Annotated in this window: 22 protein-coding genes; 8 read left to right on the forward strand and 14 right to left on the reverse strand. The window is 71.0% G+C overall.

Going from position 1 to position 23,899, the window contains the following annotated elements; all coding sequences use genetic code 11:
• Positions 1–8 precede the first annotated feature (8 nt).
• The 5 genes from ACG04Q_RS11310 to ACG04Q_RS11330 all read left to right on the forward strand — a co-directional run bounded on the left by ACG04Q_RS11310 (position 9) and on the right by ACG04Q_RS11330 (position 8,803).
• Positions 9–566 (forward strand): PEP-CTERM sorting domain-containing protein, encoded by a 558-nt coding sequence (locus tag ACG04Q_RS11310; protein WP_394511025.1) that lies wholly within the window; start codon positions 9–11, stop codon positions 564–566.
• Between the two features lie 31 nt (positions 567–597).
• Positions 598–3,399, forward strand: a complete 2,802-nt coding sequence (locus tag ACG04Q_RS11315) for a pectinesterase family protein (RefSeq protein ID WP_394511026.1) — start codon at positions 598–600, stop codon at positions 3,397–3,399.
• A 166-nt stretch (positions 3,400–3,565) separates the two neighbouring features.
• Entirely contained in the window at positions 3,566–6,499 is a 2,934-nt protein-coding gene (locus ACG04Q_RS11320) for a TonB-dependent receptor domain-containing protein (RefSeq protein WP_394511027.1), read from the forward strand.
• A 68-nt stretch (positions 6,500–6,567) separates the two neighbouring features.
• Entirely contained in the window at positions 6,568–7,875 is a 1,308-nt protein-coding gene (locus ACG04Q_RS11325; protein WP_394511028.1) for a pectate lyase family protein, read from the forward strand.
• 157 nt (positions 7,876–8,032) lie between these two features.
• Positions 8,033–8,803, forward strand: a complete 771-nt coding sequence (locus tag ACG04Q_RS11330; RefSeq protein WP_394511029.1) for a rhamnogalacturonan acetylesterase — start codon at positions 8,033–8,035, stop codon at positions 8,801–8,803.
• Between the two features lie 3 nt (positions 8,804–8,806).
• Here the strand turns inward: ACG04Q_RS11330 and cutA are convergent, their stop codons facing one another.
• Genes cutA through ACG04Q_RS11345 form a run of 3 tightly spaced genes read right to left on the reverse strand, consistent with a single transcriptional unit; the run spans position 8,807 to position 10,680 of the window.
• Positions 8,807–9,118 carry a divalent-cation tolerance protein CutA gene (gene cutA / locus ACG04Q_RS11335; protein WP_394511030.1) on the reverse strand — a complete coding sequence of 104 codons (312 nt, stop codon included), beginning with the start codon at positions 9,116–9,118 and terminating at the stop codon, positions 8,807–8,809.
• The gene (locus ACG04Q_RS11340; protein ID WP_394511031.1) at positions 9,115–9,567 is read right to left on the reverse strand and encodes a transthyretin-like family protein; all 453 of its coding nucleotides are present in this window, start codon (positions 9,565–9,567) and stop codon (positions 9,115–9,117) included. Before ACG04Q_RS11340 ends, cutA begins: the two co-directional genes overlap by 4 nt.
• Before the next feature lie 18 nt (positions 9,568–9,585).
• A complete protein-coding gene (locus ACG04Q_RS11345; protein ID WP_394511032.1) occupies positions 9,586–10,680 on the reverse strand; it encodes an alpha/beta hydrolase family protein in 1,095 nt (364 codons plus the stop codon).
• A 47-nt stretch (positions 10,681–10,727) separates the two neighbouring features.
• Between ACG04Q_RS11345 and ACG04Q_RS11350 the strand changes: the two genes are divergently transcribed.
• On the forward strand, positions 10,728–11,531 hold the full coding sequence (locus ACG04Q_RS11350; protein ID WP_394511033.1) for a substrate-binding periplasmic protein: 804 nt from the start codon (positions 10,728–10,730) through the stop codon (positions 11,529–11,531).
• On the opposite strand, the gene ACG04Q_RS11355 is transcribed toward ACG04Q_RS11350, so the two are convergent.
• The 6 genes from ACG04Q_RS11355 to ACG04Q_RS11380 form a co-directional block, all read right to left on the reverse strand.
• Complete coding sequence (locus tag ACG04Q_RS11355) at positions 11,480–12,778, reverse strand: TRAP transporter large permease (protein ID WP_394511034.1); 1,299 nt, start codon at positions 12,776–12,778, stop codon at positions 11,480–11,482. The genes ACG04Q_RS11350 and ACG04Q_RS11355 overlap by 52 nt on opposite strands.
• A gap of 11 nt (positions 12,779–12,789) precedes the next feature.
• A complete protein-coding gene (locus ACG04Q_RS11360; RefSeq protein ID WP_394511035.1) occupies positions 12,790–13,317 on the reverse strand; it encodes a TRAP transporter small permease in 528 nt (175 codons plus the stop codon).
• Between the two features lie 202 nt (positions 13,318–13,519).
• Positions 13,520–14,479: a TRAP transporter substrate-binding protein gene (locus tag ACG04Q_RS11365; protein ID WP_394511036.1), complete on the reverse strand. Its 960-nt coding sequence runs from the start codon at positions 14,477–14,479 to the stop codon at positions 13,520–13,522.
• Between the two features lie 12 nt (positions 14,480–14,491).
• Complete coding sequence (locus ACG04Q_RS11370; RefSeq protein WP_394511037.1) at positions 14,492–16,093, reverse strand: family 43 glycosylhydrolase; 1,602 nt, start codon at positions 16,091–16,093, stop codon at positions 14,492–14,494.
• Positions 16,090–17,430 (reverse strand): pectate lyase family protein, encoded by a 1,341-nt coding sequence (locus ACG04Q_RS11375; protein ID WP_394511038.1) that lies wholly within the window; start codon positions 17,428–17,430, stop codon positions 16,090–16,092. The genes ACG04Q_RS11370 and ACG04Q_RS11375 overlap by 4 nt, the downstream gene beginning before the upstream one ends.
• 5 nt (positions 17,431–17,435) lie before the next feature.
• Positions 17,436–18,392 carry a sugar kinase gene (locus ACG04Q_RS11380; protein WP_394511039.1) on the reverse strand — a complete coding sequence of 319 codons (957 nt, stop codon included), beginning with the start codon at positions 18,390–18,392 and terminating at the stop codon, positions 17,436–17,438.
• A gap of 192 nt (positions 18,393–18,584) precedes the next feature.
• Between ACG04Q_RS11380 and ACG04Q_RS11385 the strand changes: the two genes are divergently transcribed.
• Both ACG04Q_RS11385 and ACG04Q_RS11390 read left to right on the forward strand, forming a co-directional pair.
• Entirely contained in the window at positions 18,585–19,184 is a 600-nt protein-coding gene (locus ACG04Q_RS11385) for a GAF domain-containing protein (RefSeq protein WP_394511040.1), read from the forward strand.
• A 10-nt stretch (positions 19,185–19,194) separates the two neighbouring features.
• Positions 19,195–19,485 carry a hypothetical protein gene (locus ACG04Q_RS11390; RefSeq protein WP_394511041.1) on the forward strand — a complete coding sequence of 97 codons (291 nt, stop codon included), beginning with the start codon at positions 19,195–19,197 and terminating at the stop codon, positions 19,483–19,485.
• A gap of 1 nt (position 19,486) precedes the next feature.
• On the opposite strand, the gene ACG04Q_RS11395 is transcribed toward ACG04Q_RS11390, so the two are convergent.
• From ACG04Q_RS11395 to ACG04Q_RS11415, 5 genes are read right to left on the reverse strand one after another with little or no spacing between them, the layout of a single operon-like run.
• A complete protein-coding gene (locus ACG04Q_RS11395; protein ID WP_394511042.1) occupies positions 19,487–20,299 on the reverse strand; it encodes an alpha/beta hydrolase in 813 nt (270 codons plus the stop codon).
• Positions 20,300–20,331: 32 nt separating this feature from the next.
• Positions 20,332–20,904: an ABC-type transport auxiliary lipoprotein family protein gene (locus ACG04Q_RS11400; RefSeq protein WP_394511043.1), complete on the reverse strand. Its 573-nt coding sequence runs from the start codon at positions 20,902–20,904 to the stop codon at positions 20,332–20,334.
• Positions 20,901–21,869: an MlaD family protein gene (locus tag ACG04Q_RS11405; RefSeq protein ID WP_394511044.1), complete on the reverse strand. Its 969-nt coding sequence runs from the start codon at positions 21,867–21,869 to the stop codon at positions 20,901–20,903. Before ACG04Q_RS11405 ends, ACG04Q_RS11400 begins: the two co-directional genes overlap by 4 nt.
• Before the next feature lie 5 nt (positions 21,870–21,874).
• On the reverse strand, positions 21,875–22,732 hold the full coding sequence (locus ACG04Q_RS11410; RefSeq protein ID WP_394511045.1) for an ABC transporter ATP-binding protein: 858 nt from the start codon (positions 22,730–22,732) through the stop codon (positions 21,875–21,877).
• Complete coding sequence (locus ACG04Q_RS11415) at positions 22,719–23,882, reverse strand: MlaE family ABC transporter permease (RefSeq protein WP_394511046.1); 1,164 nt, start codon at positions 23,880–23,882, stop codon at positions 22,719–22,721. Before ACG04Q_RS11415 ends, ACG04Q_RS11410 begins: the two co-directional genes overlap by 14 nt.
• Positions 23,883–23,899 lie beyond the last annotated feature (17 nt).

Below are 23,899 nucleotides of genomic sequence, written 5' to 3' on the forward strand. Positions count from 1 at the left end.
GGCACGCCATGAAGCGCCTCTCACTGCTTGCCGCGGCCGGGGTTCTGATGGCGGCGTCGGCGGCCTCGGCCGCCGTGCTGGTGCCGGGCACGCCCGTCGCCGGCGCGCTGGACGGCGATGCCGCCGGCCTGCTGGGCTTCGATGAGGCCGCCCAGGCCTACGTCGCCGGGCTGGCGGTGCCGTTGATCGACAGCGACATCGAGTTCGTCTCCGCCGACTACAGCCTCGCGCTGGACCTCGGCAGCGATGGCTCGCTGCGGCTGTGGGACAACTCGGGCACCGGCCTGTTGGGCACCCACGTCATCGACCTCAGGTTTGCCGATGCGTCGCTGAGGCTGGGCCTGCCCACGCTCAGCGCGCCAGCGCAACTGCTTTCGGGCACCGTGCAGTTCCAGTTGCTCGGCCCGCAGTCCGTCCGCCTCACGCTGACGGATGCCCGCATCGACGCGTCCTACGCCTACGTCGATGCCCAACTGGCTCTGGCCCCCGTGCCCGAGCCCGAGCCTGCGGCCCTGCTGGCCCTGGGGCTGCTCAGTCTCGCCGCGCGACGTCGTATCCGCCGGTAAACAACGCCTTCCTCCTTTTCAGGAGACCGTCATGAAGATGTTCGCTGCGGCGCTGAGCGCGCTGCTGGCTCTGCCGTTGCCGGCACTTTCCCAGACCGACCCAGCCCGCGAGGTGGCCCCGGCCGACGGCTTCGCCGCTTTAGGCGGCGGCACCACGGGCGGCGCGGCGGCTGCGGCGGGTCAGGTCTACACCGTCACCAACCGCCAGCAGCTGCTCACGGCGCTGGCCAACGGCGGCAGCCTGCCCAAGATCGTCAAGGTCGTCGGCAGCATCGACATGAGCGAAGGTGTGCCCTTCGCCAGCCATGCCGACCAGGATCAGCGCGCGATGGTGAGGCTGCCCTCCAACACGACGCTGATCGGCGCCGGCCCCGGTGCGGGGCTGGTGAACGGCCGCATCGAGATCATCGGCGTGGCCAACGTCATCGTGCGCAACCTGGCCATCATGGCGCCGTGCGATGTGGCGCCCGTGTGGGACCCGACCGACGGTGCCACCGGCGCGTGGAACTCGGCCTACGACGCGATCACGCTGCAGGGCGCCGAGCGCGTATGGATAGACCACAACACCATCACCGACGCGCCCATCACCGACGACCAACTGCCCATCGAGAACGGCAAGCTGCGCCAGTGCCACGACGGCGCCATCGACATCACGCGCGGCGCCAACTACGTGACGGTCAGCCACAACGTCATCGACCGCCACGACAAGACCATGCTGATCGGCCACTCCGACAGCTACACGGCCGACATCGGGCGCCTGAAGATCACGATTGCCAACAACGTGTTCTCCAACGTCACGCAGCGCAGCCCACGCGTGCGTTTCGGCCAGGTCCACCTGTTCAACAACTACCACGTCGGCACGAAGGGCGTGTCGCCCTACGGGCACAGCTACAGCGTGGGCGTCGGTGCCGGCGCGCGCGTGATCTCTCACGCCAACGTACACGCCATTGCCGGCGCCGCACCGGGCTGCGCCAGCGTCGTGCAGACGCTCAACCCCGACGCCGCCAGCAGCTTCGCCGACACCGGCTCCACGCTGAACGGCGCGCCACTGGGCGCCTGTGCGGTGCCCACGTCGGTGGGCTGGACGGTGCCCTACGCGTTCACACCGCGGCCGGCGGCCCTCGTGAAGGCCAACAACCTGGCCCGCGCCGGTGCCGGCAAGCTGACGACCAACGTGAGCGGCAGCGGCAACGTGGGCGTCACGCCCGGCAGCGTGGAGCCTGCACGCAACGCCACCGGCGTACACACCGACACGCTGCTGGCCATCGCGTTCGACGCGGCCCCGACGATTGGCAACGGCGCCATCACCGTGCGCCGCGCCAGCGACGGGGCGGTGGTGGACCGCATCGACCTGTCCACCGCGCCGTCGGCCACCGACACGCAGACCGTCATCGCACGCACCAACCTGGAGATCGACGCGCTGGCGCTGGGCGCCATGCCGGAGAACGCCGCGCGGGCGCGCTTCGTCTGGTACCGCCCGGTCAGCCTCAGCGGCAACCAGGCCGTCATCCGCCTGCACAACAACCGGCTCGCGTTCGACACGGCCTACACCGTCACGGTCGACGCCGCCGCATTCAACGGCCGCATCAACAATTCGGCCTTCACCGGCCTGACCTGGAACTTCACGACGCGCAGCGCGCCGGCCAGCAAGACCAGCGTGACGGTGGACGACGACGGCACGGCGGCGGACTTCCGCACCGTGCAGGGTGCGCTGAACTGGGTCATGACCTGGTGCTCCACAGGCAGCCCGGCGGCGAACGGCTGCAACACCGTCGCCACGCCCAAGACCATCGCCATCCGCAACGGTCTGTACCCCGAGCTGCTGGTGCTGCGCAACGTCGCCAACCTCAGCCTCGTCGGCGAGAGCCGTGATGGCGTGCAGGTGGGCCGGCTGAACTTCGAGTCGCTGAACAGCGGCAGCGGCGCCAGCGCCGCGTCGGCCGGCACGGCCCTCAGCACGGGCCGCGTGGCGGGCCACCGCGTGCTGGGTGGCGGCCGCGCGGTGCTGCTGGTCGAGAACGCCGACCTGCTCACGCTGCGCGGCTTCACGCTCATCAATCCGCACGCCCGCGCGTCCCTCTACGACAACCAGGCCGAGGCGATCTACTTCAACACCAGCACGACGGCCGCCGCACACCGCCTGGTGGCGCGCGAGATGAACTTCATCAGCGAGCAGGACACGCTGCAGCTCAAGGGCTATGCGTGGGTCTACAAGTCGCTGGTAGCCGGCAACGTGGACTTCATCTGGGGCAACGTGATGGCCGCGCTGTTCGAGGACTGCGAGATCCGCAGCGTGCTTGACGCGTCCAGCAGCTCGCCGGGCTACATCCTGCAGGCGCGCGCGACGGCGGGTGACACGGGCTTCGTGTTCCTGAACAGTCAGCTCACGGCCGGCCCGGGTGTCACGTCGGCCTACCTGGCGCGCAGCGGCGGCACGACGAGCACCGCCTACGTCGACAACATCGCCTTCATCAACACGCGCATCGGCCCGCACATCCTGCCCGTCGGCTGGTGCAGCGGCACCGGCACCAGCAAGACCGGCACGGGGCAGGGCAGTTGCAGCAGCAACCCGCCGCCGTGGGCCGGCACCGCCAACGGCGGCGCCACCGACGCCGCCGGCTGGCGCGAGTGGGGCAGCAAGGACCTGGACGGGAACCCGCTGGACACCAGCGCCCGGCTGGGCCTGGCGACGGTGACTGTCGGCGGTTCACCCGCCACCGTGCAGCTCGCCAAGACGCTGGACAGCACCGCCGGCCTGACCAGCCGCGCCGACATCTTCCAGCGCTCCACCATCGCCACCGGTTCGCCCGGCGGCTGGGTGCCCGCTCCTTGAAGCCCCTCGTCCGGTCACGCCCCGCTGAACGCGGGCGTGCCCGGCCGGTCCCCCGAGGGGACGGCGATGCATGCGGCCGCGAGCCGCATGCACATCGCCAGACGGGCCGGCTTGGGAGCGGCCCGGCGCTCGGCCCAATCCAACACCAACGACTCAAGGAGACAAGATGACCTCGAACCGCCTGCCCGCCACCGCCCGCCTCAGCCTCTGTGCTGCCGCCGTGCTCAGCCTTGTCCACGGCGCACACGCCCAGGCGGCCGACGCCCCCGCCACCCCGGTCAACACCATCGAGCGCATCTCGGTGACGGGCTCGTCCATCAAGCGCCTGGCCGGCGAGACGGCGCTGCCGGTGTCGGTCAACAAGTCCGAGGAGCTGGAGGCCCGCGGCCATACCGAGCTGAAGGACCTGCTGCTGGAGCTGCCGCAATCGCAGTCGCTGGGCACCAACTCCGGCGCGGCCGGCCCGGTGCTGAACCTGCGCGGCCTGGGCCCGATGCGCACGCTGACGCTGCTGAACGGCCGCCGCCTGGCCAACGAGCCGCTGCAGGACCAGTACGTGTCGGCCAACGTCATCCCGCGCATCGCGCTGGACCGCGCCGAGACGCTGCGCGACGGCGCGTCGTCCATCTATGGCTCCGACGCCATCGGCGGCGTGCAGAACTTCGTCACCAAGGACAGCTTCCAGGGCGCCAAGATCAAGGTCGAGCTGAACGCGCCGCGCCGCTCCAGCGTGGGCCAGACCAACGCCATCGGCTTCATCGCCGGCATCGGCGACCTCGCTGCCGATGGCTGGAACGTCTACGGCGCCTACGACTTCCAGAGCAAGGGCGCGCTGATGCAGGGCGACCGGCCCGAGCTGTTCGACGGCTCGGCGCTGAACCAACTGGGCCTGCTGGTGGCGCCCTCGGCGAAGAACCAGAGCCCCATCGCCAACTACGGCTTCGCGCCGGCATCGGCGTCCGGCGGTGCGAACAACAACAACTACAACTCCAGCTTCGCCACCGGCTGCGTGGCACCGTACTCGCTGCCCACGCTGGGCGCGGCCAGCCTGAACACGCCGCCCACCTATGCGCCCGGCTGCTACCGCGACCCGAACTTCTTCACGGCGGTGAGCGACGGCAGCGAGATCACCAACATGTTCGGCAAGGCCACGATGAACCTGGGCCAGGGCCATCGGATCAGTGCCGAACTGCTGCACTCCGCCTTCACGGTCAAGAAGTATCGCGGCATGCAGATCAACAGCTCGTCCAACGAGCCGGTCACCTACTACACGATTCCTTCCACCAGCAAGTTCTACCCCGGCAAGGGCATCACGCCGCTGGTCAACGTCATCGGCAGCAACACGGGTCTGGGCACCAACTCGCCCACCATGTTCATCGACCCGGTGAAGACGCCCGGCGTCGTCAGCCCGCTGAACATGAACAACCGGACGGTGTACTTCCAGTGGGGGCCGGGCGAGCTGGGGTCGGCCTACCGCAACGACGAGCAGGTGAATGATCGCCTCGTGCTGGCCGCCGAGGGCTCGGTGTGGAACTGGGACTACCGCGTGGGCCTGAACTACGGTCACTCGCAGCGCAACACCGCGACGGGCGGCGGCTACATCCTGTTCAGCAAGGCGCAGGAGGGCTTCACCAACGGCATCCTGAACCCGTTCGGCCCGCAGGACGCCGCCGGCCTGGAGTACCTGAAGAGCATCGAACTGCGCGACTACGTCTACCGCAAGAACGAGGCCTTCAACAAGTCCGTCGACGCGACGCTGACGCGCGAGCTGATGCAGCTGGGCGGTGGCCCGCTGACGCTGGCCGTCACCGGCGAGCTGCGTCGCGACGAGGCCAAGGTGCATGCCGCGCCGCTGGACTACGTCGCCAAGCTGCCCAACGGCAACTACAACATCAGCAGCGCCGGCGTCGTCGTCAAGGACGACATCGTCGGCGAGAACCCCACCGGCGTGGCTGCCAAGCTGCACCGCAACATCAAGTCCGCCGTCATCGAGCTGGACGCGCCGCTGACCAAGCAGTGGAGCGTCAACGGCGCCGTGCGCTCCGACACCTACAGCGACCTGAAGACGACGACCGTCAACCCCAAGCTGTCGGTGCGCTTCCAGCCCACGACGGAAGTGATGCTGCGCGCGTCCGCCAACACGGGCTTCCGCGCACCGTCCATCATGGACATCCAGAACCCCACGCCCGAGGTGCGCCAGATCGTCATGGACGACCCGGTGCTGTGCCCCAGCCCGACGCCGCTCATCGCGGGCTCCGGCACCGCCGCACCGAACACCGACCCGGTCAAGGTCTGCAACGCCACCACCGACTACTGGACCAAGTCGCCCGACAACAGCCACCTGAAGCCCGAGAAGTCCAAGGGCTGGGCCGTCGGCGGCGCGTTCGAGCCCGTGCGCGGCCTGCTGGTGACGGTGGACTACTGGAGCGTCAAGCTCAACGACGTGCTGGGCGCGCTGACGCTGGCCGAGGTGCAGCAGCAGCCGGGCAAGTACAGCGCGAACATCCTGCGCAAGGCCGACGGCACCATCGACCACATCCTGACCAGCCAGGCCAACCGCGGCGACATGGACATGCGCGGCCTGGACGTCGCCGCCACCTACCAGCTGCGCACGAACAGCTGGGGCGTCTTCAACTTCAAGCTGGACGGCACCTACTACGACAAGTACGCCTTCTCGGTGGAGAAGGGCGGCGAGATGCTGCAGGACGTGGGCATCCTGACCACCGACGCGCGCTACACCGGCCCCAACGCCGGCCTGGCCACGACGCAGCAGATCATCTACCGCTGGAAGCACACGGCCGCCGTGAACTGGCGCTTGGGCAACTGGTCCACGCAGCTGTCGCAGCGCTACAGCAGCGGCCTGACCGACCTGACCCCGCGCGCCGGCTCCACCTACACCGACGTGAAGCCCTACAAGCAGTACAACGTCAGCGCCGCGTTCTCGGGCATCAAGAACGTGAAGCTGGTGTTCGGCATCAACAACCTCACCAACGTGTACCCGGTGCTGACGGCCAACGGCAACTACAACGGCTACCTCACCAGCGGTGCGGACATCCTGGGCCGCAGCTACCGCTTCTCGGCCGAGTACACGTTCTTCTAAGCCGGCTTCTCCGCTGACACGCGCGCAAGGGCTCACCGGTCTTTGCGCGCCTTTTTCATTCAAGCCCCATGCTCATCAGAACCCTTGCCCTTTCCGCGCTGGCGCTGGCCGCGTCGCTGAGTGCCGCCGAACCCGTGGCCGTGCCGGCCACCGCCGGCATCGCCACACGCGGCTGGACGCAGACCCAGGGCGGCCGCGGCGGCCGCGTCATCAAGGTCACCACGCTGGCGCCCTCGGGCCCCGGCAGCCTCAAGGAAGCCATCGAGGCGAGCGGCCCGCGCATCGTCGTCTTCGAGGTGGGGGGCGTCATCGACATGGGCGGCCAGCCGCTCAAGATCACGCAGCCCTTCCTGACGCTGGCCGGCCAGACTGCACCCGACCCCGGCATCCACATCATCAAGGCCGAGACGACCATCGCCACGCACGATGTCGTCATCCAGCACCTGAGCTTCCGCCCCGGCGAGTTCGGCCGGCCCAAGAAGGGCGGCGGCGACCAGGACGGCATCTCCGGCATAGCCGGCGCGCACGACGTCATCGTCGACCACTGCAGCTTCTCGTGGGCGACCGACGAGAACCTGTCGGCCAGCGGCCCGCGCTTCGACGGCAAGACGCCCGAGGACTGGCGCCGCGCCACGTCGCACCGCATGACCTACAGCCACAACCTGATCTACGAGGGCCTGGGCAACTCGGTGCACGCGAAGGGCGAGCACAGCAAGGGCTCGCTGATCCACGACAACACCAGCGGCGTGCTGCTCTACGGCAACGTCTACGCGTCCAACCGCCAGCGCAACGCGCTGTTCAAGGGCGGCGCGCAGGGGGCCATGGTCAACAACGTCATCTTCAACCCCGGTGACCGCGGCGTGCACTACAACCTGCTCGCCAACGAGTGGGCCGGCCAGCCCTGGCAGGTGGGCCGGCTGACGCTGGTGGGCAACGCGATGCGCCATGGCCCCAGCACGGTGGCGGGCACGGCCTTCTTCACGATGCTGGGTCAGGGCGACCTGGAACTGCACATGACCGACAACCTCGCGCACGACGCCCACGGCCGCCCCGTGCCGCTGCTGGGCAACAACGCGCAGACGACGGGCAAGCTCATCGTGCTGCCGCAGGCGGACCTGCCGCCCGGCCTGGCCATCCGCCCCGCCTCCGACCTGGCGCGCGCGCTGCCACCGCTGGTGGGCGCCCGCCCTTGGGCGCGCGACCCGCTGGACGCCAAGCTGCTGGCCGACATGGCCGAGGGCAAGGGCCGGCTGATCGACTCGGAAGTGGAGAACGCGCTGGGCTACCCGCGCCACGCACCGACGAAGCGCGCGTTCAAGGCCGAAGACTGGAACCTCGACGACATGTCTCCTAAGGCCGGTTGGCCGAATCTGTGAGCCCCCCGTCCGGTCTCGCCCTGCTGAACGCGGGCGTGCCCAGCCGGCCCCCCGAGGGGGCGGCGATGCTCGCGGCATCGAGCCGCGAGCACATCGCCCGCCGGGCCGGCTTGGGGCGGCCCGGCGCTCGTCCCGACATGCAAAATTCACGACGGCCATGAAGATGAAGCAACTCCTTCCCCTCATCGCTGCGGGCCTGTGCCTGACGGCTTTTGCGCAGTCCGCACCTCCCGCGTCGGCCCCGAAAGCGGGCGAGACCACCGCCAACGTCGCCACCGGCCCGCGCCTCATCCTCGTTGGCGACTCGACGATGGCGCCGCGCAGCGGCTACGGCAATGCGCTGTGCGCGCGCGTGCAGCAGGTTGCCTGCATCAACCTCGCGCGCGGCGGCCGGTCCAGCATGAGCTTCCGCGCCGAAGGGCTGTGGGACACCGTGCTGGCGCTGCTGAACGAAGGCAAGGCCCACGGGGGAGCGCGGCAGAAGACGCTGGTGCTGATCCAGTTCGGCCACAACGACCAGCCCGGCAAGCCCGGCCGCTCGACGGACCTGGCCACCGAGTTCGGCCCCAACATGGCCGGCTATGTGAAGGACGTGAAGGCCGCCGGCGGCGAGGTCATCCTGCTGACGCCGCTGACGCGCCGTACCTTCAAGGACGGCGGGCTGCCCAGCGACCTGCGGCCCTGGGCCGAGGCCATCCTGAAGGTGGGGGCCGAGCAGGGCGTGCCGGTGCTGGACCTGAACGCCATCAGCCACGCCGCCGTCGCCGCGATGGGCCAGGCCGCGGCCGACACGCTGGCCGAGGCACCGCCGCGCTTCGACCGCACGCACGTCGGCCCGAAGGGCGCGGCGCTGTTCTCGGAGCAGGTGCTGGAGGGGCTGGTCCAGCTGCGGCCGGAGCTGGGCGGCACCAGGACGCTGCAGCCCTGAGCTTCAGCGCAGTTCGGTGCTCACCCAGGCGGCATAGTCGGTAGAGGCCTGAGCCACCGGCAGCGCGAAGATGGCCGGCAGCTCGTAGGGATGCTGCTGCCGCAGCAGCGCCTCCAGCGCGGCATAACGGGGCGCATCGGTCTTGAACATCAGCCGCAGCTCGGGCTCGCTGACGACCTCGCCCTGCCAACGGTAGGTGCTGTGGATGGCCTCCACCTGCACACAGGTGGCCAGGCGGTGCTCAACCGCGGCGCGGGCCAGCGCATCGGCCTGCTCGCGCGTGGCGACGGTGGTGAAGACGGCCAGCAGCGTCATGCTCCGCTCCCGGTCATCCCATCCATCCGGCACAGGCCGCCATGGGTTTGCCGCGATGCCGGCGTCTCCAGATCGCAGGCCAGTTCAATGGCCTGGGGCGTCGTCGGAATGAAGCCGACGCGGAAGATGAGCCGGGCTTGGCCGGCCGTACTGACGCACAGCTTGATCAGTTTGGACGAGGTGAACGAAGGCGCGTAGATCAGCCGCCATTCCGTCTGCCGGGGTAGCGTGAACCGGCCGTTCTGATCGGTGGTCGCCTTCACCCAGGGCTGGCCACAGGGCAAGTCATCCGTGCCCTGCGCGGCCCATACCTCACGCCCGACCACCGGTGCTCCGGCGCTGGTCAATGACCCCGAGATGGCGGGCATCGTCGTTGCAGCATGGGGAATGGGCGCGCAGCCGGCGCCGGCCAGCGACAGCAGCAGCACGAGCAGGCGGGGTGAGGGCATGTCAGTCAGGTTTTGGCGTTACCGAGACCTGCGCATGGTAAGTGCCAGCCACTCGCCAGCCTCGCGCTGCTGCGCCACGTCGAAGCGATGCCCGCCCGCCGTCGTGGTGGTGGACAGCCCCCCGGCCGGCCAGGCGCGCGCGAGCTGCCGCCAGCTTGCCTGCACGGCGTCCCACGGGAACAGCTTGTCGTCCGGCGACCCGAACAGCAGCAGCGGCCGTGGTGCGATCAGCGCAGCGACATCCGGGTGGTCCAACTCGGCGGCCAGGCCCGGGTGGGCCATGCTGAAGGCCGACTGGCCCACAAGCGTGTGCTCGCCGGGCCGCAGCAGGCCGTCGCGTGTGCACATCCAGTGCGCGGCGACGCAGGCCGACACCTCGTCGCACACGGCGGCCAGCTGCCAGGCGCGCAACGCCCCCATCGAGAAGCCCAGCACGGCCACGCGCTTCGCGTCGACGCCCGGCTGCTCGCGCAGCCAGCGGTGCGCGCGCAGGTCGTCGCTGGCGATGACGCCGGCCCAGCTGTGGCCCAGCTGCAGCAGGTGGTTGGTCAGCGCCTGCTGGTCGTCGCGCGCAAGGCCGGGCCGGCCGCGTTCGCCCCAGCCCAGCGCGTCGATGGCGAGCACCGCGAAGCCCGCCTGCACCAGCAGGTCGCCGACGAAGCGGCCGTCGAAGTAGCGCTGCACCCAGGCGTCGGCCGAGGCGCTGGCGGCCAGCGGGCGCACCATCTTTTCCTTGCCGATGTCGAAGCGCGCGCCGTGGTCGTGCAGCAGCAGCACGGCCGGGTGCGGGCCGGGGCCATCGGGTTGCAGATGGAGGGCCGGCACCCGGTCGCCCAGCGCGCCGCGCAGCGTCAGCGACCGGGCGGTGTAGCCGCCACGCGCCTGCTCGGCACGCACCTCGGTGGCGAAGCCGCTGCCGTCGTCGCCGGGCAGCAGCATCAGCCGGCGCGCGGCGGCCAGCGCCGGGCCGCGCCAGCCGGCGTCGGGCCGCCAGGCCAGGCGGGGGCGCCAATGGCGCTGCAGCGCGGCCAGCGTGTCGTCCAGCGCGTCGGCGCGGGCCAGCAGCGGCGCGGCGGCCAGCGCGGCGAGGAGGTGGCGGCGGGTGGGTGTCATGGTTGCGAGGGGCTGCCAAGCTGCCAGCGCTGTGCGAGAGTCGGGCGATGCACCGCCGCCACGCCTGCCTGCTGCCGCTGCTCCTGTCGGGAGTGGCCCGGGCGGATGAGCGGGTGCCGCTGCGCATCGGCTGGAGCGACTACCCGCCGTTCCAGCACAAGGGTGCCACGGAGGCGCCGCAGGGGCTGGACGTGGAGCTGCTGGAGCTGCTGGCGCGGGCCGCCGGCGAGCGGCTGCAATGGCTGCGCCGGCCGTGGGCGCGGCAGATGGCGGACGTGGCGCAGGGCGAGCTGGACCTGATCCCCGCGGCGACGCCCACACCGCAGCGGCTGGCGGTGGGTGAGTTCACGCAGCCCTACCGCAACGAGCGCGTGGCGCTGATGGGCCTGGCCGGTGCCGGGCCGGCACCGCGCCGGCTGGCGGACCTGAAGGGCCGCGCGGTGCACATCGGCGCCATCCGCGGCGTGGCCTTTCCCGAGGCCGTGCGCCGCGAGCTGGCCGACCCGGCGCTGGCCGGCCTGATGCTGCCGCTGCATGCCAACGACCTGACGCTTTCGGCGCTGCGCTCGCGGCGGGTGGACTACGTCATCGACGACCCCGTGACGCTGCTGCACCGCGCGGGGCAGGAGCCCGGCGAGGCGGTGGAGGTGGCGCTGGAGCTGGCGGTCAGTCCCGTGCATGTGTATGTCAGCCGGCGCACGCTGGAGCGCCAGCCCGCGCTGATGGCGCGCCTCAATGCCGGCCTGCAGCGGGCGCGCCAGCAGCCCGAGTGGGGCCGTGTTCTTTCCCGCTATCCGAGCTATTGGCCGCCCACCCATGTCGGCAACGCCAGCGACAGCGCCGGGATGTAGGTGACGGCCAGCAGCGTGACCAGCAACGCGCCGTAGAACGGCGCGATGGAGCGCATGACCTGGCCCACCGACACGCCGCCGATCGCGCAGCCGACGAACTGCGTGCTGCCCACGGGCGGCGTGTTCAGGCCCAACGCGCAGTTCAGCAGCATGACGATGCCGAACTGCGTCGGGTCCATGCCGGCCTTCATGCAGATGGGCAGGAAGATGGGCGTGCAGATCAGGATGGTGGCCGCCATGTCCAGGAAGGTGCCCAGCACGAACAGCAGCACGTTGACCCACAGGAAGATCAGCCACGCGTTGTTGCCGCTCATCTGCTCCAGCCACTCGCCGGTCTTCTGCGGCACCTCGTACAGCGCCATGAAGTAGCCGAAGGCCGACGAGATGCCGATCAGCAGCAGCACGACACCGGTCGTCTTGCAGGCCTTGGCGCAGGCGGCCAGGAAACCCTTCCAGCTCAGGCTCTTGTAGGCGATGCCCGTGACGATGAGCGCCCAGCACACGGCGGTGGCGGCGGACTCGGTAGCCGTGAACACACCGCTGAGGATGCCGCCCAGGATGATGACGATGACCAGCAGCCCCGGCAGCGCCGCGACGAAGGCCGAGAACACCGGGCCCCAGCCGGGGAAGGCGCCGTTCGTCGGGTAGCCGCGCTTCACGGCCACCGAGTAGGCGGCCACGAGGTTGGCGATGGTCAGCAGCAGCGCCGGCAGCAGCGCCGCGAGGATGAGGTTGAACACGCTCACCGCCGCGATGCCGGCGGTGGCCAGCACATAGATGATGAGGTTGTGCGAGGTGGGCATCAGCGCGCCGACCAGCGCGGCGTGCGTGGTGACGTTGACGGCGTAGTCCGCGTCGTAGCCCTCGCGCTTCATCAGCGGGATCATCACCGAGCCCATCGCCGACACGTCGGCCAGCGGCGAGCCGGCCACGCCGCCGAACAACGTGCAGCCCAGCACGTTGCTCATGCCCAGGCCACCGCGCACATGGCCCACCAGCCGGTTGGCGAACGTGACGATGCGCTCGGCGATGCCGCCGTGCAGCATCAGCTCGCCGGCGAAGATGAAGAACGGGATCGCCAGGAAGGAGAACACCTGCATGCCGCCCACCATCTTCTGGAAGACGATGGCCATGGGCAGGTCAGCGGCGAGTGCCGTGGCGATGGAGGCGAGGCCGATGGCGAACGCCACCGGCACGCCCAGCAGCAGCAGCAGCACGAAGCTGCCGCACATGATCCAGAGTTCCATGCCTTCCACGTTCAGACCCCGGCTTCTTCAATGGTGTGACCGCGCAGCAGCGCGATCAGGTGTTCGATGCAGAACAGCACGATGAGCGCGCCGGCGATGACCAGCGGCAGAAAGTCCAGCCCCTCGGGCACGCCCAGCATGGGCTTGGGCTCGTCCCACTTCAGCGTCAGCCATTCCCAGCCGGCCATCGCCATCAGCACGGCAAACGCGATGACACAGACGTGGATGAGCGCCTCGGCCACGCGCTGCGCGCCGCGCGGCAGCAGCGCGACGATGGACTCCATGCCCAGGTGGCCCGCGTCGCGCACGCCCACGGCCACGGCCAGCGCCGTGATGTAGAGCACCAGCAGCAGCGCCACCGGCTCGGTCCACGTCGGCGAGTCGTTCATCACGTAGCGGCCGATGACCTGCCATTGCACGCAGGCCACCAGCAGCACCAGGCCCAGCACGGCCGCACGCAGCGACCAGCGCGACAGCGCCGCGCAGAACGTCGTGTAGGCCGGAACCCCAGATCCGGCAGTCGACCGCTTGCTACTCATCGAAAGTCTCGATCCATCAACATCGTGTGTATGGGTTGACGCTCACCACTTCGGTGAGCACCGCTGCGTGCCCGCTGGTCTGGCGCTTCGTGCCGCCGGCCGCGTTGCTTCTCCTTGCGGGCAGGGGCCCGCTGCGTCGTCGCGCCTTGCCTGCGACCCGCCTCGCCAGCCCCTCGGGCGCGCTCAACTGCCGGATCTGGGGTCACTGGATGTCTTGAATGGCCTTGACGAGCTTCTGCAGGTCCGGCGTGTTGACGAACTTCGCGATCACCGGCTGCACCGCCTGGCGGAAGCCCTCGCGGTCGGGCGTGACGATCTCGGCGCCGGCGGCCTTCACGGTGGCGAGCGCCTTGGCTTCCTGCGCGTCCCACTTCTCGCGCTGCACGATGACCGACGCCTTCGCGGCGGCGCGCAGCTGCGCCTGCTGCTCGGGCTTGAGCTTGTCCCAGATCTTCTTGCTGATGAACAGTGCGTCGGGCGTCATCGAGTGCTCGGTGCGGCTGTAGAACTTGGCCGCCTCGAAGTGGCGGAAGCCCTCGTAGCTGGGGATGTTGTTCTCGGCCGCGTCGATGAGGTTGGTTTTCAGGCCCGTGTAGACCTCGCCGATGGGCATGGGCGACGGGTTGGCGCCCATGGCCGTCATCGCGGCCACCCACAGGTCGGTCTGCTGCACGCGGATCTTCACGCCCTTCATGTCGGCCAGCGTCTTGATGGGCTTGCGCGCGTAGACCGAGCGGGCGCCCGAGTCGTACAGCGCCAGGCCCACCATCCCCTGGTGTTCGCAGGCCTTCAGGATCTCTTCGCCGGGCGCGCCGTCGTAAGCCTTGCGCATGTGCGCCGTGTCGCGGAACAGGAAGGGCAGGGCCGGCACCAGCGTCTTGGGGCACATGGCCGACAGCGGGCCGAGGTTCACGCGCGTCATCGCCAGCGCGCCGAGCTTGACCTGGTCGATGGTCTCCTTCTCGCTGCCCAGGGCGCCTTTGTTGAAGACCTTCACGGTCAGCGCGCCGCCGCTGCTCTTGGCCAGCACCTGGCCCAGGTGCTTGACGGCGGCGACGGTGGGGTAGTCGTCGCTGTTGTGCACGTCGGCGGACTTCAGCTCCAGCGCAAAAGAGCCGGTGCTCAGCAGCGCGGCGGCCAGCAGGGTGAGGGTGTTCTTCATGTCGTTGTCTCCTTAATCGATCGCGCGGTAGCGCAGGTTCGAGAACCGCGCTTCGCCGCTGCCGGCGGCGTAGATCGCCGGGCGCAGGCTGGCGAAGCCGCCGGCCGTGTTGTGGTGGTAGCCGCTGACGTCCATCTGCACCGGGAACTTCGTCCACGGCTGTGTGCCGTCGGCGCGGCTGAACAGCGTCAGCACATGGCGCGCGCAGCGCAGCTTGAGCTGCAGGCGCCGCGCGATGCCGGCCGGCTTGGGCACGGCGCGGATGTCCTGCCCGTAGCGGTGCAGCTGGAAGCTCCGCGCGTTGGCGCCCATGCCGGCGTACAGCCGCGGGCTGTAGAACATCAGCAGGCCCACCTGCACGCCGTCGTCGAAATCCACGTCCAGCTCGACCTCGAATGCCGGGTCACCCTGGATGAAGCCCAGCGGCGCGCTGTCGCCCGGGCCCTTGCCGGGCGTGGCGCGCAGGTGCAGCCTGCCGTCGGCCACGCGCACCCGGCTCATCTGGCCGCTGCCGCTGAGGAACTGCCAGTGGGCCTTGAGCGCCGTGCCGGCGAAGTCGTCGGACAGCGCCCGGCCGTGCGGCACCGCGCGGTCAACGGCGGGCATGGGCAGCGGCTGGCCGTCGTCCACGTCGACGTGGAACCAGCCGTCGGCGCTGAAGCGCGCGGGCGCCAGCAGCATCTGCCGGCCCAGCGTGTGGAAGCTGTTCTCGTAGCCGTGGTACAGCATCCACCAGTCGCCCTTCGGGCCTTGCACCAGGCTGCCGTGGCCGCGTGACCACCAGCGCTCGCGCGGCGAGGTGGTGCGCATCAGCGGGTTGTGCGGCGCCTGCTCCCACGGGCCGTCCAGCGTGCGGCTGCGCGCGGCGATGACCATGTGGCCGGTCGGCGGCCCGGCGGTGCCGCCCACGGCCAGCAGCATGTGCCACCAGCCGCCGTGGCGCAGCATCTTGGGACCCTCGGGCGAGAAGCTCTCGACGTCCCAGTCCTCGGGGTAGCGCCAGGGGTCGTAGATGTGTTCGATGGCGCCGACCGTCTTCAGCCCGTCGGCACTCAGTCGCACGCGGTCGCCGCCGCTAAGGTAGAGCCAGCGCTGGCCGTCCTCGCCGGCGACGTGCGTCGGATCGATGTGCCTGGACAGGCCCAGCGGCTGCGGCCGGGACCAGGGCCCCTCGATGCGGTCGGCCCATATGACGAGGATGTCGTTGGGCTGGGCCTTGACGGGCAGGTAGAGGTAGTAGCGGCCGCCGTGCTTGCACAGGTCGGGCGCCCAAACACTGCCGACGGCCTCCAGCAGCGCGTTGGCCACCGGCTGCCAGTTGACGAGGTCGCGCGAATGCCAGATCAGCAGCCCGGGCACGGCCTCGAAGCTGGAGTGCGTCAGGTAGTAGTCGTCACCGTCCTTCAGCACCGTGGGGTCGGGCCGGTCGCCGGCGAGCACGGGGTTCAGGTAGCGGCCGTCGCCCTGGTCGGCCTGGCGCTGGCCCTCGATGCCCCTCGGCCACGGCTTGCACGGCGGCAGGTAGGGCTGGCCGGGCGCGTCGCTGCAGTCGGCCGCGGCCCAGGCGGGCGGCGCGGCCAGCAGCGCCAGCAGCTCACGGCGCAGCAGGGTCATTTCGAGACCTGCGTGAACAGCGATTGCCAGCCCGCCTTCGGGCTCATGTCGGCCAGGTTCCAGTCGGCCTCGACGAACGCGCGCTGCGTGGGTGGGCGCTTTGGCAGGCCGCCGGGGTTGTTCTGCGTCTCGTCGTCGATCAGCGTGCCGCGGTCTTCGGCGATGTCGCTGAGCTGCTTGAAGTCCAGCGGGTCGCGCGCCCACGGCCGCGAGCCGACATACAGCGGCAGCAGCCGCTCCAGCTCGCGCGGCGCCAGCCAGGTCAGGCCGGCCGGCAGGTAGGCCTCGCGGGCCGGAATGATCTGCGCGGGGCCGGACGTGTAGCGGCCCGTCATCGGCAGCGGCTGGCCCTGGCGGTCCTGCGCGAGGTTGTCCTGCTCGAACAGCTGCACATCGCCCACGCCGCCCAGCGTGAACAGCGGCAGGTGGCGCTCGGTGTTGGGTCCGGCGCGGTAGACGTTGCCGGCCAGCGTGATCCTGCCGGTCTGGTAGGGGCGGCCCACCCACTCGTGCGCGATCAGGTTGTAGTGCACCGCGCGCCAGCCGGGGTTGTAGATCAGGTTGTTGACCATCGCGCCCCAGGCGCCGCCCTTGAACAGCGCGTTGCGCTCGCGGTTGGACGCGTAGACGTTGCCCAGCAGCAGGATCTGCGTCGCGTTGTCGTGGATCAGCGAGCCCTTGCTGTGCTCCCCCTTCACGTGCACCGCCTCGTTCAGCCCCTCGTAGATGAGGTTGTGGCTGTAGGTGATGGCGTGCGAGGTGTGGGCGCGCCAGTCGTCGGGCGTGGCGCCCTCGAAGCGGCGGCCGCCGACCGACAGGTTCTCGTCGGTGGCCCACGAGAAGCTGCAGTGGTCCACGATGATGCGCGCCGCGCCGTCGCCGGTGGAAAAGCCGTCGTGGTCGTTGCCGCTGCGCTTGGCCCGGCCGTAGGCGCCGGGGCGGATGCTGAGGTGCTGCAGGATCACGTCCTGCGCGAACACCTCCAGCTCGCCCTTGACCAGCGTGATGCCGGGGTCGGGCGCGGTCTGGCCGGCGATGGTGACCTGGCCTTCGCGCAGCTTCAGGCTCTTGCCGCCGAGGTCGATGACGCCGCCCACCTCGAACACGACGATGCGCGGGCCGCGCGCCTCCAGCGCCGCCGCCAGGCTGCCGGGGCCTTCGGCCGCCAGCGTCGTCACGCGGATGATTCGGCCGCCCTGGCCGCCGGTGGTCTTGGCCCAGCCGGCGTGCACATAGGTGGCGGGGTGCAGCGGCGCTGTGTCCTGGGCCTGGGCCTGGGCCTCGCTGAGGCCGAGGCCGCTGACGGCCGCGAAGGCCAGTGTCCAGAGGGGGCGCATCGCGGTCAGCCTTGCATCAGGTCTTGCATCGCGTCGCGCGGGATCAGCGCGCCCGGGTGCTGGATGACGCGCGCCGCCAGCCGGTTGCCGAAGGCCGCGGCCTGCGCGGGTACCACGCCGCGCAGCCGGCGGCTCAGGTAGCCGGCGGCGAAGGAGTCGCCCGCGGCGGTGGTGTCGACGACGCGGGCCACCGTCTCGGTGGGTACCTCCTGCCACTGGCCGTCACCGCCGACGATGGCGGGCAGCCCGCCGCGCTTGATGGCGATCTCCGGCACCGGCAGCGCCTGCGCAGCGCTGACGGCGCTGGCCAGGTCGGGCAGGCCGTGCAGCGCCTGGTGGTCGTCGGCGGTGATGAGGGCCACCGAGGCCGTTGCAAACGCGCGGCCATACCAGTAGCGCGCGTCGGCCACCGATTCCCACAGCCGCGGCCGGTAGTTGTTGTCGAAGGCCACCACCTTGCCGGCGGCGCGCATGCGCGCCATCAGCGCCAGCGCCCGCTCGCGGCCGGCCTGCGGCAGGATGGCCAGGCTGATGCCCGACAGGTACAGCGCGTCCAGCGCGTCGGCCTGGTCCTCCAGCGCCGTCGCCGCCGTGTCGAAGAACGCCCGTGCCGCCGCCTGGCCGCGCCAGTAGTGGAAGCGCCGCTCGCCGTTGTCGTCCAGCTCGATCAGGTACAGCCCCGGCACGCGCCCGGGCAGCCGCTGCACCAGGCCGGTCAGCACGCCTTCGTCCTGCCACCGTTCCAGCATGCCGGCGCTGAGGCTGTCGTCGCCCAGCGCCGTCGCGTAATGAACCCGCAGCCCCGCGCCGCCGCAGCGGGCCAGGTAGACGGCCGTGTTCAGCGTGTCGCCGCCGAAGGTCTGGCGCAGGTTGCCGAAGGCCTGGCCTTGCAGTTCCAGCATGCATTCGCCCAGCGCGGCAATGGACACGGGCCGCGCCGTGGTCGAGGGGAAGAGATTCACGGTCTAAAAATGAAACAACGGTTCAATAAGATAGCTTACCCGGTTCATTCTCCGCCCCCTGGTTTACCCCGGCCGCTCAATCGGGCGACCGAAACGCCGTGGCCCTGTGCGGTCACGGGCTGTTGCGATGCCGGCTCGACCCGCCGTGCGGCAGCGGGGATGATGGCGACAACCCGTGGTGGAGGAGAGCCCATGTCCCTGCTGGAGCCGCTGGACCCGCAAGCGCTGGAAGTCCGTATTTCGGAGTTGCTGGTGGCCACGTCCGACAGCCATGACCCGGCGCTGGACCGGTGCATCACCGACGTGTTGATGTTGCTTCGCCGGCAACTGCGCATGGACGTCGTCTTCGTGTCGGAGTTCGTCGATGGCGAGCGCGTCTTCCGCTTCGTCGAGGGCGGCAGCGCGCTGGGCCTGCAGGCGGGCGACTCCGGGCCGCTGGAGGAGAGCTATTGCCAGCGCGTCGTCGAGGGCCGCCTGCCCGAGCTGCTGACCGACGCCCGCCCATGGGTGGCGCGCGGCGAGTTGCCGGACACGGGCATCGCCATTGGCGCCCACCTCAGCACGCCGGTGGTGCTGGCGGACGGCAGCATCTATGGCACCGTGTGCTGCTTCAGCACGTCGGCGCAGCCCGACCTGCAGGCCGGCGCGCTGGCCTGCCTGCGCCAGTGCGCACGGCTGGTCGCGCGCAAGGTGGATGTGGAGGGGCGGGAGCGGGCGGCGTTCCCGACCCTGGAGGCCGTCCAGCCCGACTGGTCGGCCACCGAACCGCTGCCCCTGGGCGGCACGTCTTGAGGAGCACGGCATGAGCGACGGTTTTGGCCACGAGGTGCCGCCGCGGCACGCCCAGCAGGCGCACCGCGGCGTGGCGCGCTATCTCGTCATCATCGGCTCGGCCGACGGTGCGGTGGCGAGGCTCTTCCTGGCCGACCGCACACCGGCCGGCGAGTTCGACGCCGGCACCGAGGAAATCACCCACATGACCGGCGGCGCGCAGGCCTCGACAGGCGCCGCCGGCCCCGAGTGGGATGGCGCCCTGGCCGGCCACACGGCCGCCGAGCGGGCCGCCGCGACGGTCTACGTGCTGGACGTCTGAGTCAGCGCAGCGCCTCGGCCAATGCCTGCTGGTAGGCCGGGAAATGGTGTACGTCGCCGTGCCCCGCGCCCGCAACGCGCACCAGCTGCGCGTGCGGCTGGGCGGCCCGCAGCTTCTCGCTCTCGGCAAACGGGATGACCGCGTCCGCATCGCCGTGCAGCAGCAGCAACGGGCCGTGCAGCCGGGGCACGACGAGGTCGGTGCGCAGCGGATAGCGCACGGCCCACGCGGGCAGCCAGGGGTAGTGCTCACGCGCCAGGCCCGCAATGCTGGCATAGGGCGACACCAGCACGGTCAGGTCCGGCTGCACGTCCGCGGCCAGCCGGGCCGCGAGGCCCGTGCCCAGCGAGCGGCCGACGATGACGATGCGTTTGCCGGCGTAGCGAGGTGCCACGCTGCGCCACACGGCGGCCGCATCGGCGTGCAGCTGGGCCTCGGCGTCGATGCGGCCGGTGCTCTTGCCGAAGCCGCGGTAGTCGGGCATGACGAGGTCGTAGCCGGTGCGGCGGTAGAACTCGGTGTTGACGAACCAGCTCTTCAGGTTGCCTGCGTTGCCGTGAAGGTAGAACACCACGCCGCGCGGCTCGGGCAGGCGCAGCGCCAGCACCGACAGCCGCGCGCCCGGCACGTCGACGACGCTTTCGTGCACGTCCGCTTCGGTGGCCAGCGGCGTGTCGGCGGGCAGCGGCTCGGGGTGGAACAGCAGCTTCTCCTGGCCCCACCACAGGCCCGCCGATGCGCCGGCCCAGGCCAGCGCGGGAAGCGCCGCCAGCGCCAGCGCGAGGCGCCGCCGGGAGGGTCGCGAGCGTGTCATGGCCGGGTTACGCGCCGGGCGCCGCGGCGGATTCAGCGGCAGGCCGAGGCGGCCAGCCAGGCCTGCAGCTGCGGCAGCCAGTCGTCCACCGCCTGCGCCAGTGCGCGCGCGGCACCCGGCGCGTCGGGCGCGGCGGGGCGCTCAAGCCGCCAGTGTTGCTGCAGCGCGGCGCCGCCGCCGGCGGGCCACAGCGTCGCGTGCACGCGCAGCACGGCCTGGCTGTGCGTCGCGCTGCCGAACTGCTGCTCGAACTCGTCGAGGTTGACGGCCAGCAGCGCGGCGGGCCGGCCCTCGCAGCCCGGCTGGGCGGCGAGCTGCTGGCGCAGCCGCTGCGTCAGCAGCGCCGGCGGCGGCGCGGCCCACACGCTGTCGCGGTAGCGCTCCAGCCGCTGCGCCTGCTGGAAGTTCAGCCGGTAGGCGATGCCGTCGCCGCTCAGCCACGTCGGCGCCGTCACGTCGGCGATGCGCCAGGCCAGCGCACCGCCGGCGGCGGCCGCGGCGGGCGCAGGGCCGAGGTCGTAGACGGCGCGGGCCGGCGCGGTGGGCGCCAGCGAACAGGCGCCCAGCAGCGCGGCGAGCAGGGGGAGGAGGGCAGTGGTTCTCATTTGGCGGCACCGGTCTTCAGCCGGTCGGCAAAGCCCGCCTCGCCCGGCCCCGGCGGCTGCGCGCCGCGGCCGAACAGCAGGCTCTGCGGCTGCTCGCCCAGCTCGTGCGCGGCGCGCTCGATGCTGCGGCTGGCGGCCGACACGTCGGCCAGCACGGAGCGGGTGCGCTGCGGCGTGTCGCCCACCAGCGCGAGTTCCAGGTTGCGGCTGGTGGCCTGCACCTGCTGGGCGGCGGCGTCCAGGCGGTCCAGCACGGCGGCGCGGGCGCGCAGGTCCTGCGCCAGCGCGCGGCCGTCGGCGGCCAGCGTCTGGATCTCGCGCAGCGCCGCGGTCGCCTGCTGCGCGGTGCCGTCGGCGTTCTTCAGCAGGCTGGGCAGCTCGCGTGCGGCGGGCTGCAGCGCGGCCATCAGGCGGCTGGTGTCGGCGGCGGTCTGGTCCAGCCGCGCCAGCGTGCGGGAGAGCTGGTCGCGGTTGTCATCGCTGAGCAGCTTGTTGAGCCGCTCGGCCGTCTCGGCAAAGCCGGCCAGCAGCAGCGGGCCGCTTTCGGCCAGGCGGTCCAGCAGCGTGGGCTTGAGCGCCAGCCGCGCGCCGGGCTGGGCGCGCTGCAGCGGCGCGCTGGTGGCCGGCTCCTCCAGGCTGACGAAGGACAGCCCCGTGACCCCCTGCAGGCCGAGTTGCGCGTGCGTCGTGGCGGCCACGGGCGCGGCGGCGTCGACGACGATGCCGACGAGGATCTGCCGCGGGTCCTCGGGGTCGAAGCCGATGCTGTCCACCCAGCCCACCTCCACGCCGCGCAGCTTGACGGGCGCCTTCAGGTTCAGCCCCGGCACCCCGCTGCGGGCGACGACCGTGTAGCGCACGCGGGCCGTGCGGTCGCCCTGGAACCAGGCGACGCTGGCGGCCAAGGCCAGGCCGAGCAGCAAGAGGAACAGGCCGGCGGCGAGGGCGTGGGCTTTGTTTTCCATGGCAGTCAAATCAAGGAGTCTTCTCTGAGCACGGCCGGGACGCCGCCTTCTTCGCTGGTGTCGTCGAGGCTGAGCCGGAAGCGCTTCACGTCTTCCTCGGCGCAGCGCTCCAGGTGGCCGAGGAAGAAGTTGCGCACGAACGGGTGCGGCAGGCGCGCCACCTCGGTCAGTGGCCCGCAGGCCAGGATGCGCTGTTCGGCCAGCACGGCCACGCGGTCGACGACGGCGAACAGCGTGTCGACGTCGTGCGTCACCATGACGACCGTCAGGCCCAGCTCCTGGCGCAGCTTGCGCAGCAGCTTGACGAACTGCTTGGCGCTGTCGGGGTCCAGCCCGGCGGTGGGTTCGTCGAGGAACAGCAGCTGCGGGTCCAGGATGAGCGCGCGCGCCAGCGACACGCGCTTGACCATGCCGCCCGACAGCTCCGACGGGCGCTTCAGCGCGTCGTCGGGCTTCAGGCCCACCTGGGCGAGCTTCAGCAGCACCAGCGGCTTGACCATGTCCGGCGGCACGCTGTTGAGCTCGCGCAGCGGCAGCGCGACGTTGTCGAACACGCTGAGTGCCGAGAACAGCGCGCCGTTCTGGAACAGCACGCCCCAGCGGTAGCGCACGCGCTCCAGGTCGCGCGCGGCGCAGCGGCCCAGCGGGTGGCCGAAGATCTTCACGCTGCCGGCCTGCGGCACTTCCAGCCCCAGCAGCAGGCGCAGCAGCGTCGTCTTGCCGGAGCCGGAGCCGCCGATCAGCGCCATGACCTCGCCGCGGTGCACGGTCAGGTTGAGGTGGCGGTGGATGACGTGGCCGTCGAAGGCCGTCGTCACGTTGTCGACTTCGATGATGGCTTCCGTCACGCTAGACCCCGACATCGGAAAACAGCACTGCAAAGATCGCGTCCACGACGATGACCAGCGTGATCGCCGTGACGACCGACTGCGTGACGCTCTGCCCCAGGCTCTCGGTGTTGGGCTTCACGCGCAGGCCGAAGTGGCAAGCCAGCAGCGCGATGAGGCTGCCGAACAGCACCGACTTGGCCCAGCCCAGCCACAGGTTCACCGGCTCGACGACGCTGGGCAGCGTGTGCAGGAACTGCGCCGGGTCCAGCTTCAGCTGCGCGCCGGCCGCGGCCATGCCGCCCAGCAGCATCAGCGCGCTCGTCCATAGCGCCACCAGCGGCAGCGAGATGGCCAGCGCCACGACCTTGGGCGCCACCAGCCGCACCGTGTGCGAGATGCCCATCACCGACAGCGCATCCAGCTCCTGCGTGACGCGCATGACGCCGATCTGTGCCGTCATCGCCGAGCCCGAGCGGCCCGCCACGATGATGGCCGCCAGCAGCGGCCCCAGCTCGCGCAGCACGGCCAGGCCCAGGATGTTGATGACGAAGATGTCGGCGCCGTAGGTCTTGAGCTGGCGCGAGATCAGGTAGGACAGCGTCAGGCCGACGAGGAAGCCGACCAGCGCCGTGATCGGCAGCGCCTGCGCGCCGGTGCGGTAGACGTTGGCCGAGATCTCGCGCCAGCCGATCAGCGACGGGCGCCTCAGCATCAGCAGGGCATCCAGCAGCAGCCGGCCGGTCAGCGTGACGATGTCCACGCCGTGGCGGGCGAAGGCCAACACGCGGCGGCCGGCGCGTTCCAGCCCAGGGCCCAGGCCGGGCTTGCGCCGGGGCAGCGCGGCGGGCTGCATGAACTGCGCGAACAGCGTCACATGCTCCGGCAGCCACAGCAGCCGGGCGGGCGGCTTCTGGCCCCAGCCCTGCCACAGCGTCAGCGCGCCGGCGGTGTCCAGCTGGCCCACCTCGCGCAGGTCCCACAGCGCGCCGGCGTCGTCGGCCACGGCCTGCGCGATGCGCTGGCGCAAGGTCTCGTAGCGTCCGCGCAGCGCCAGCAGCGTCCAGTCGCCGCTGACCCGCCATTCGCGCGGGCCACCGGCCTGCAGCCGGGGTTCTGCATCCGGCCGCGCCGCCGGCCCGGCGTCGGCCGGGTCGGGCAGCGTGAGGAGGCCGGCATCGCTCATGGCGACACGATACCGCG

The organism is Pelomonas lactea, from assembly GCF_043555885.1.
Classification (GTDB): Bacteria; Pseudomonadota; Gammaproteobacteria; order Burkholderiales; family Burkholderiaceae_C; genus Pelomonas; species Pelomonas lactea.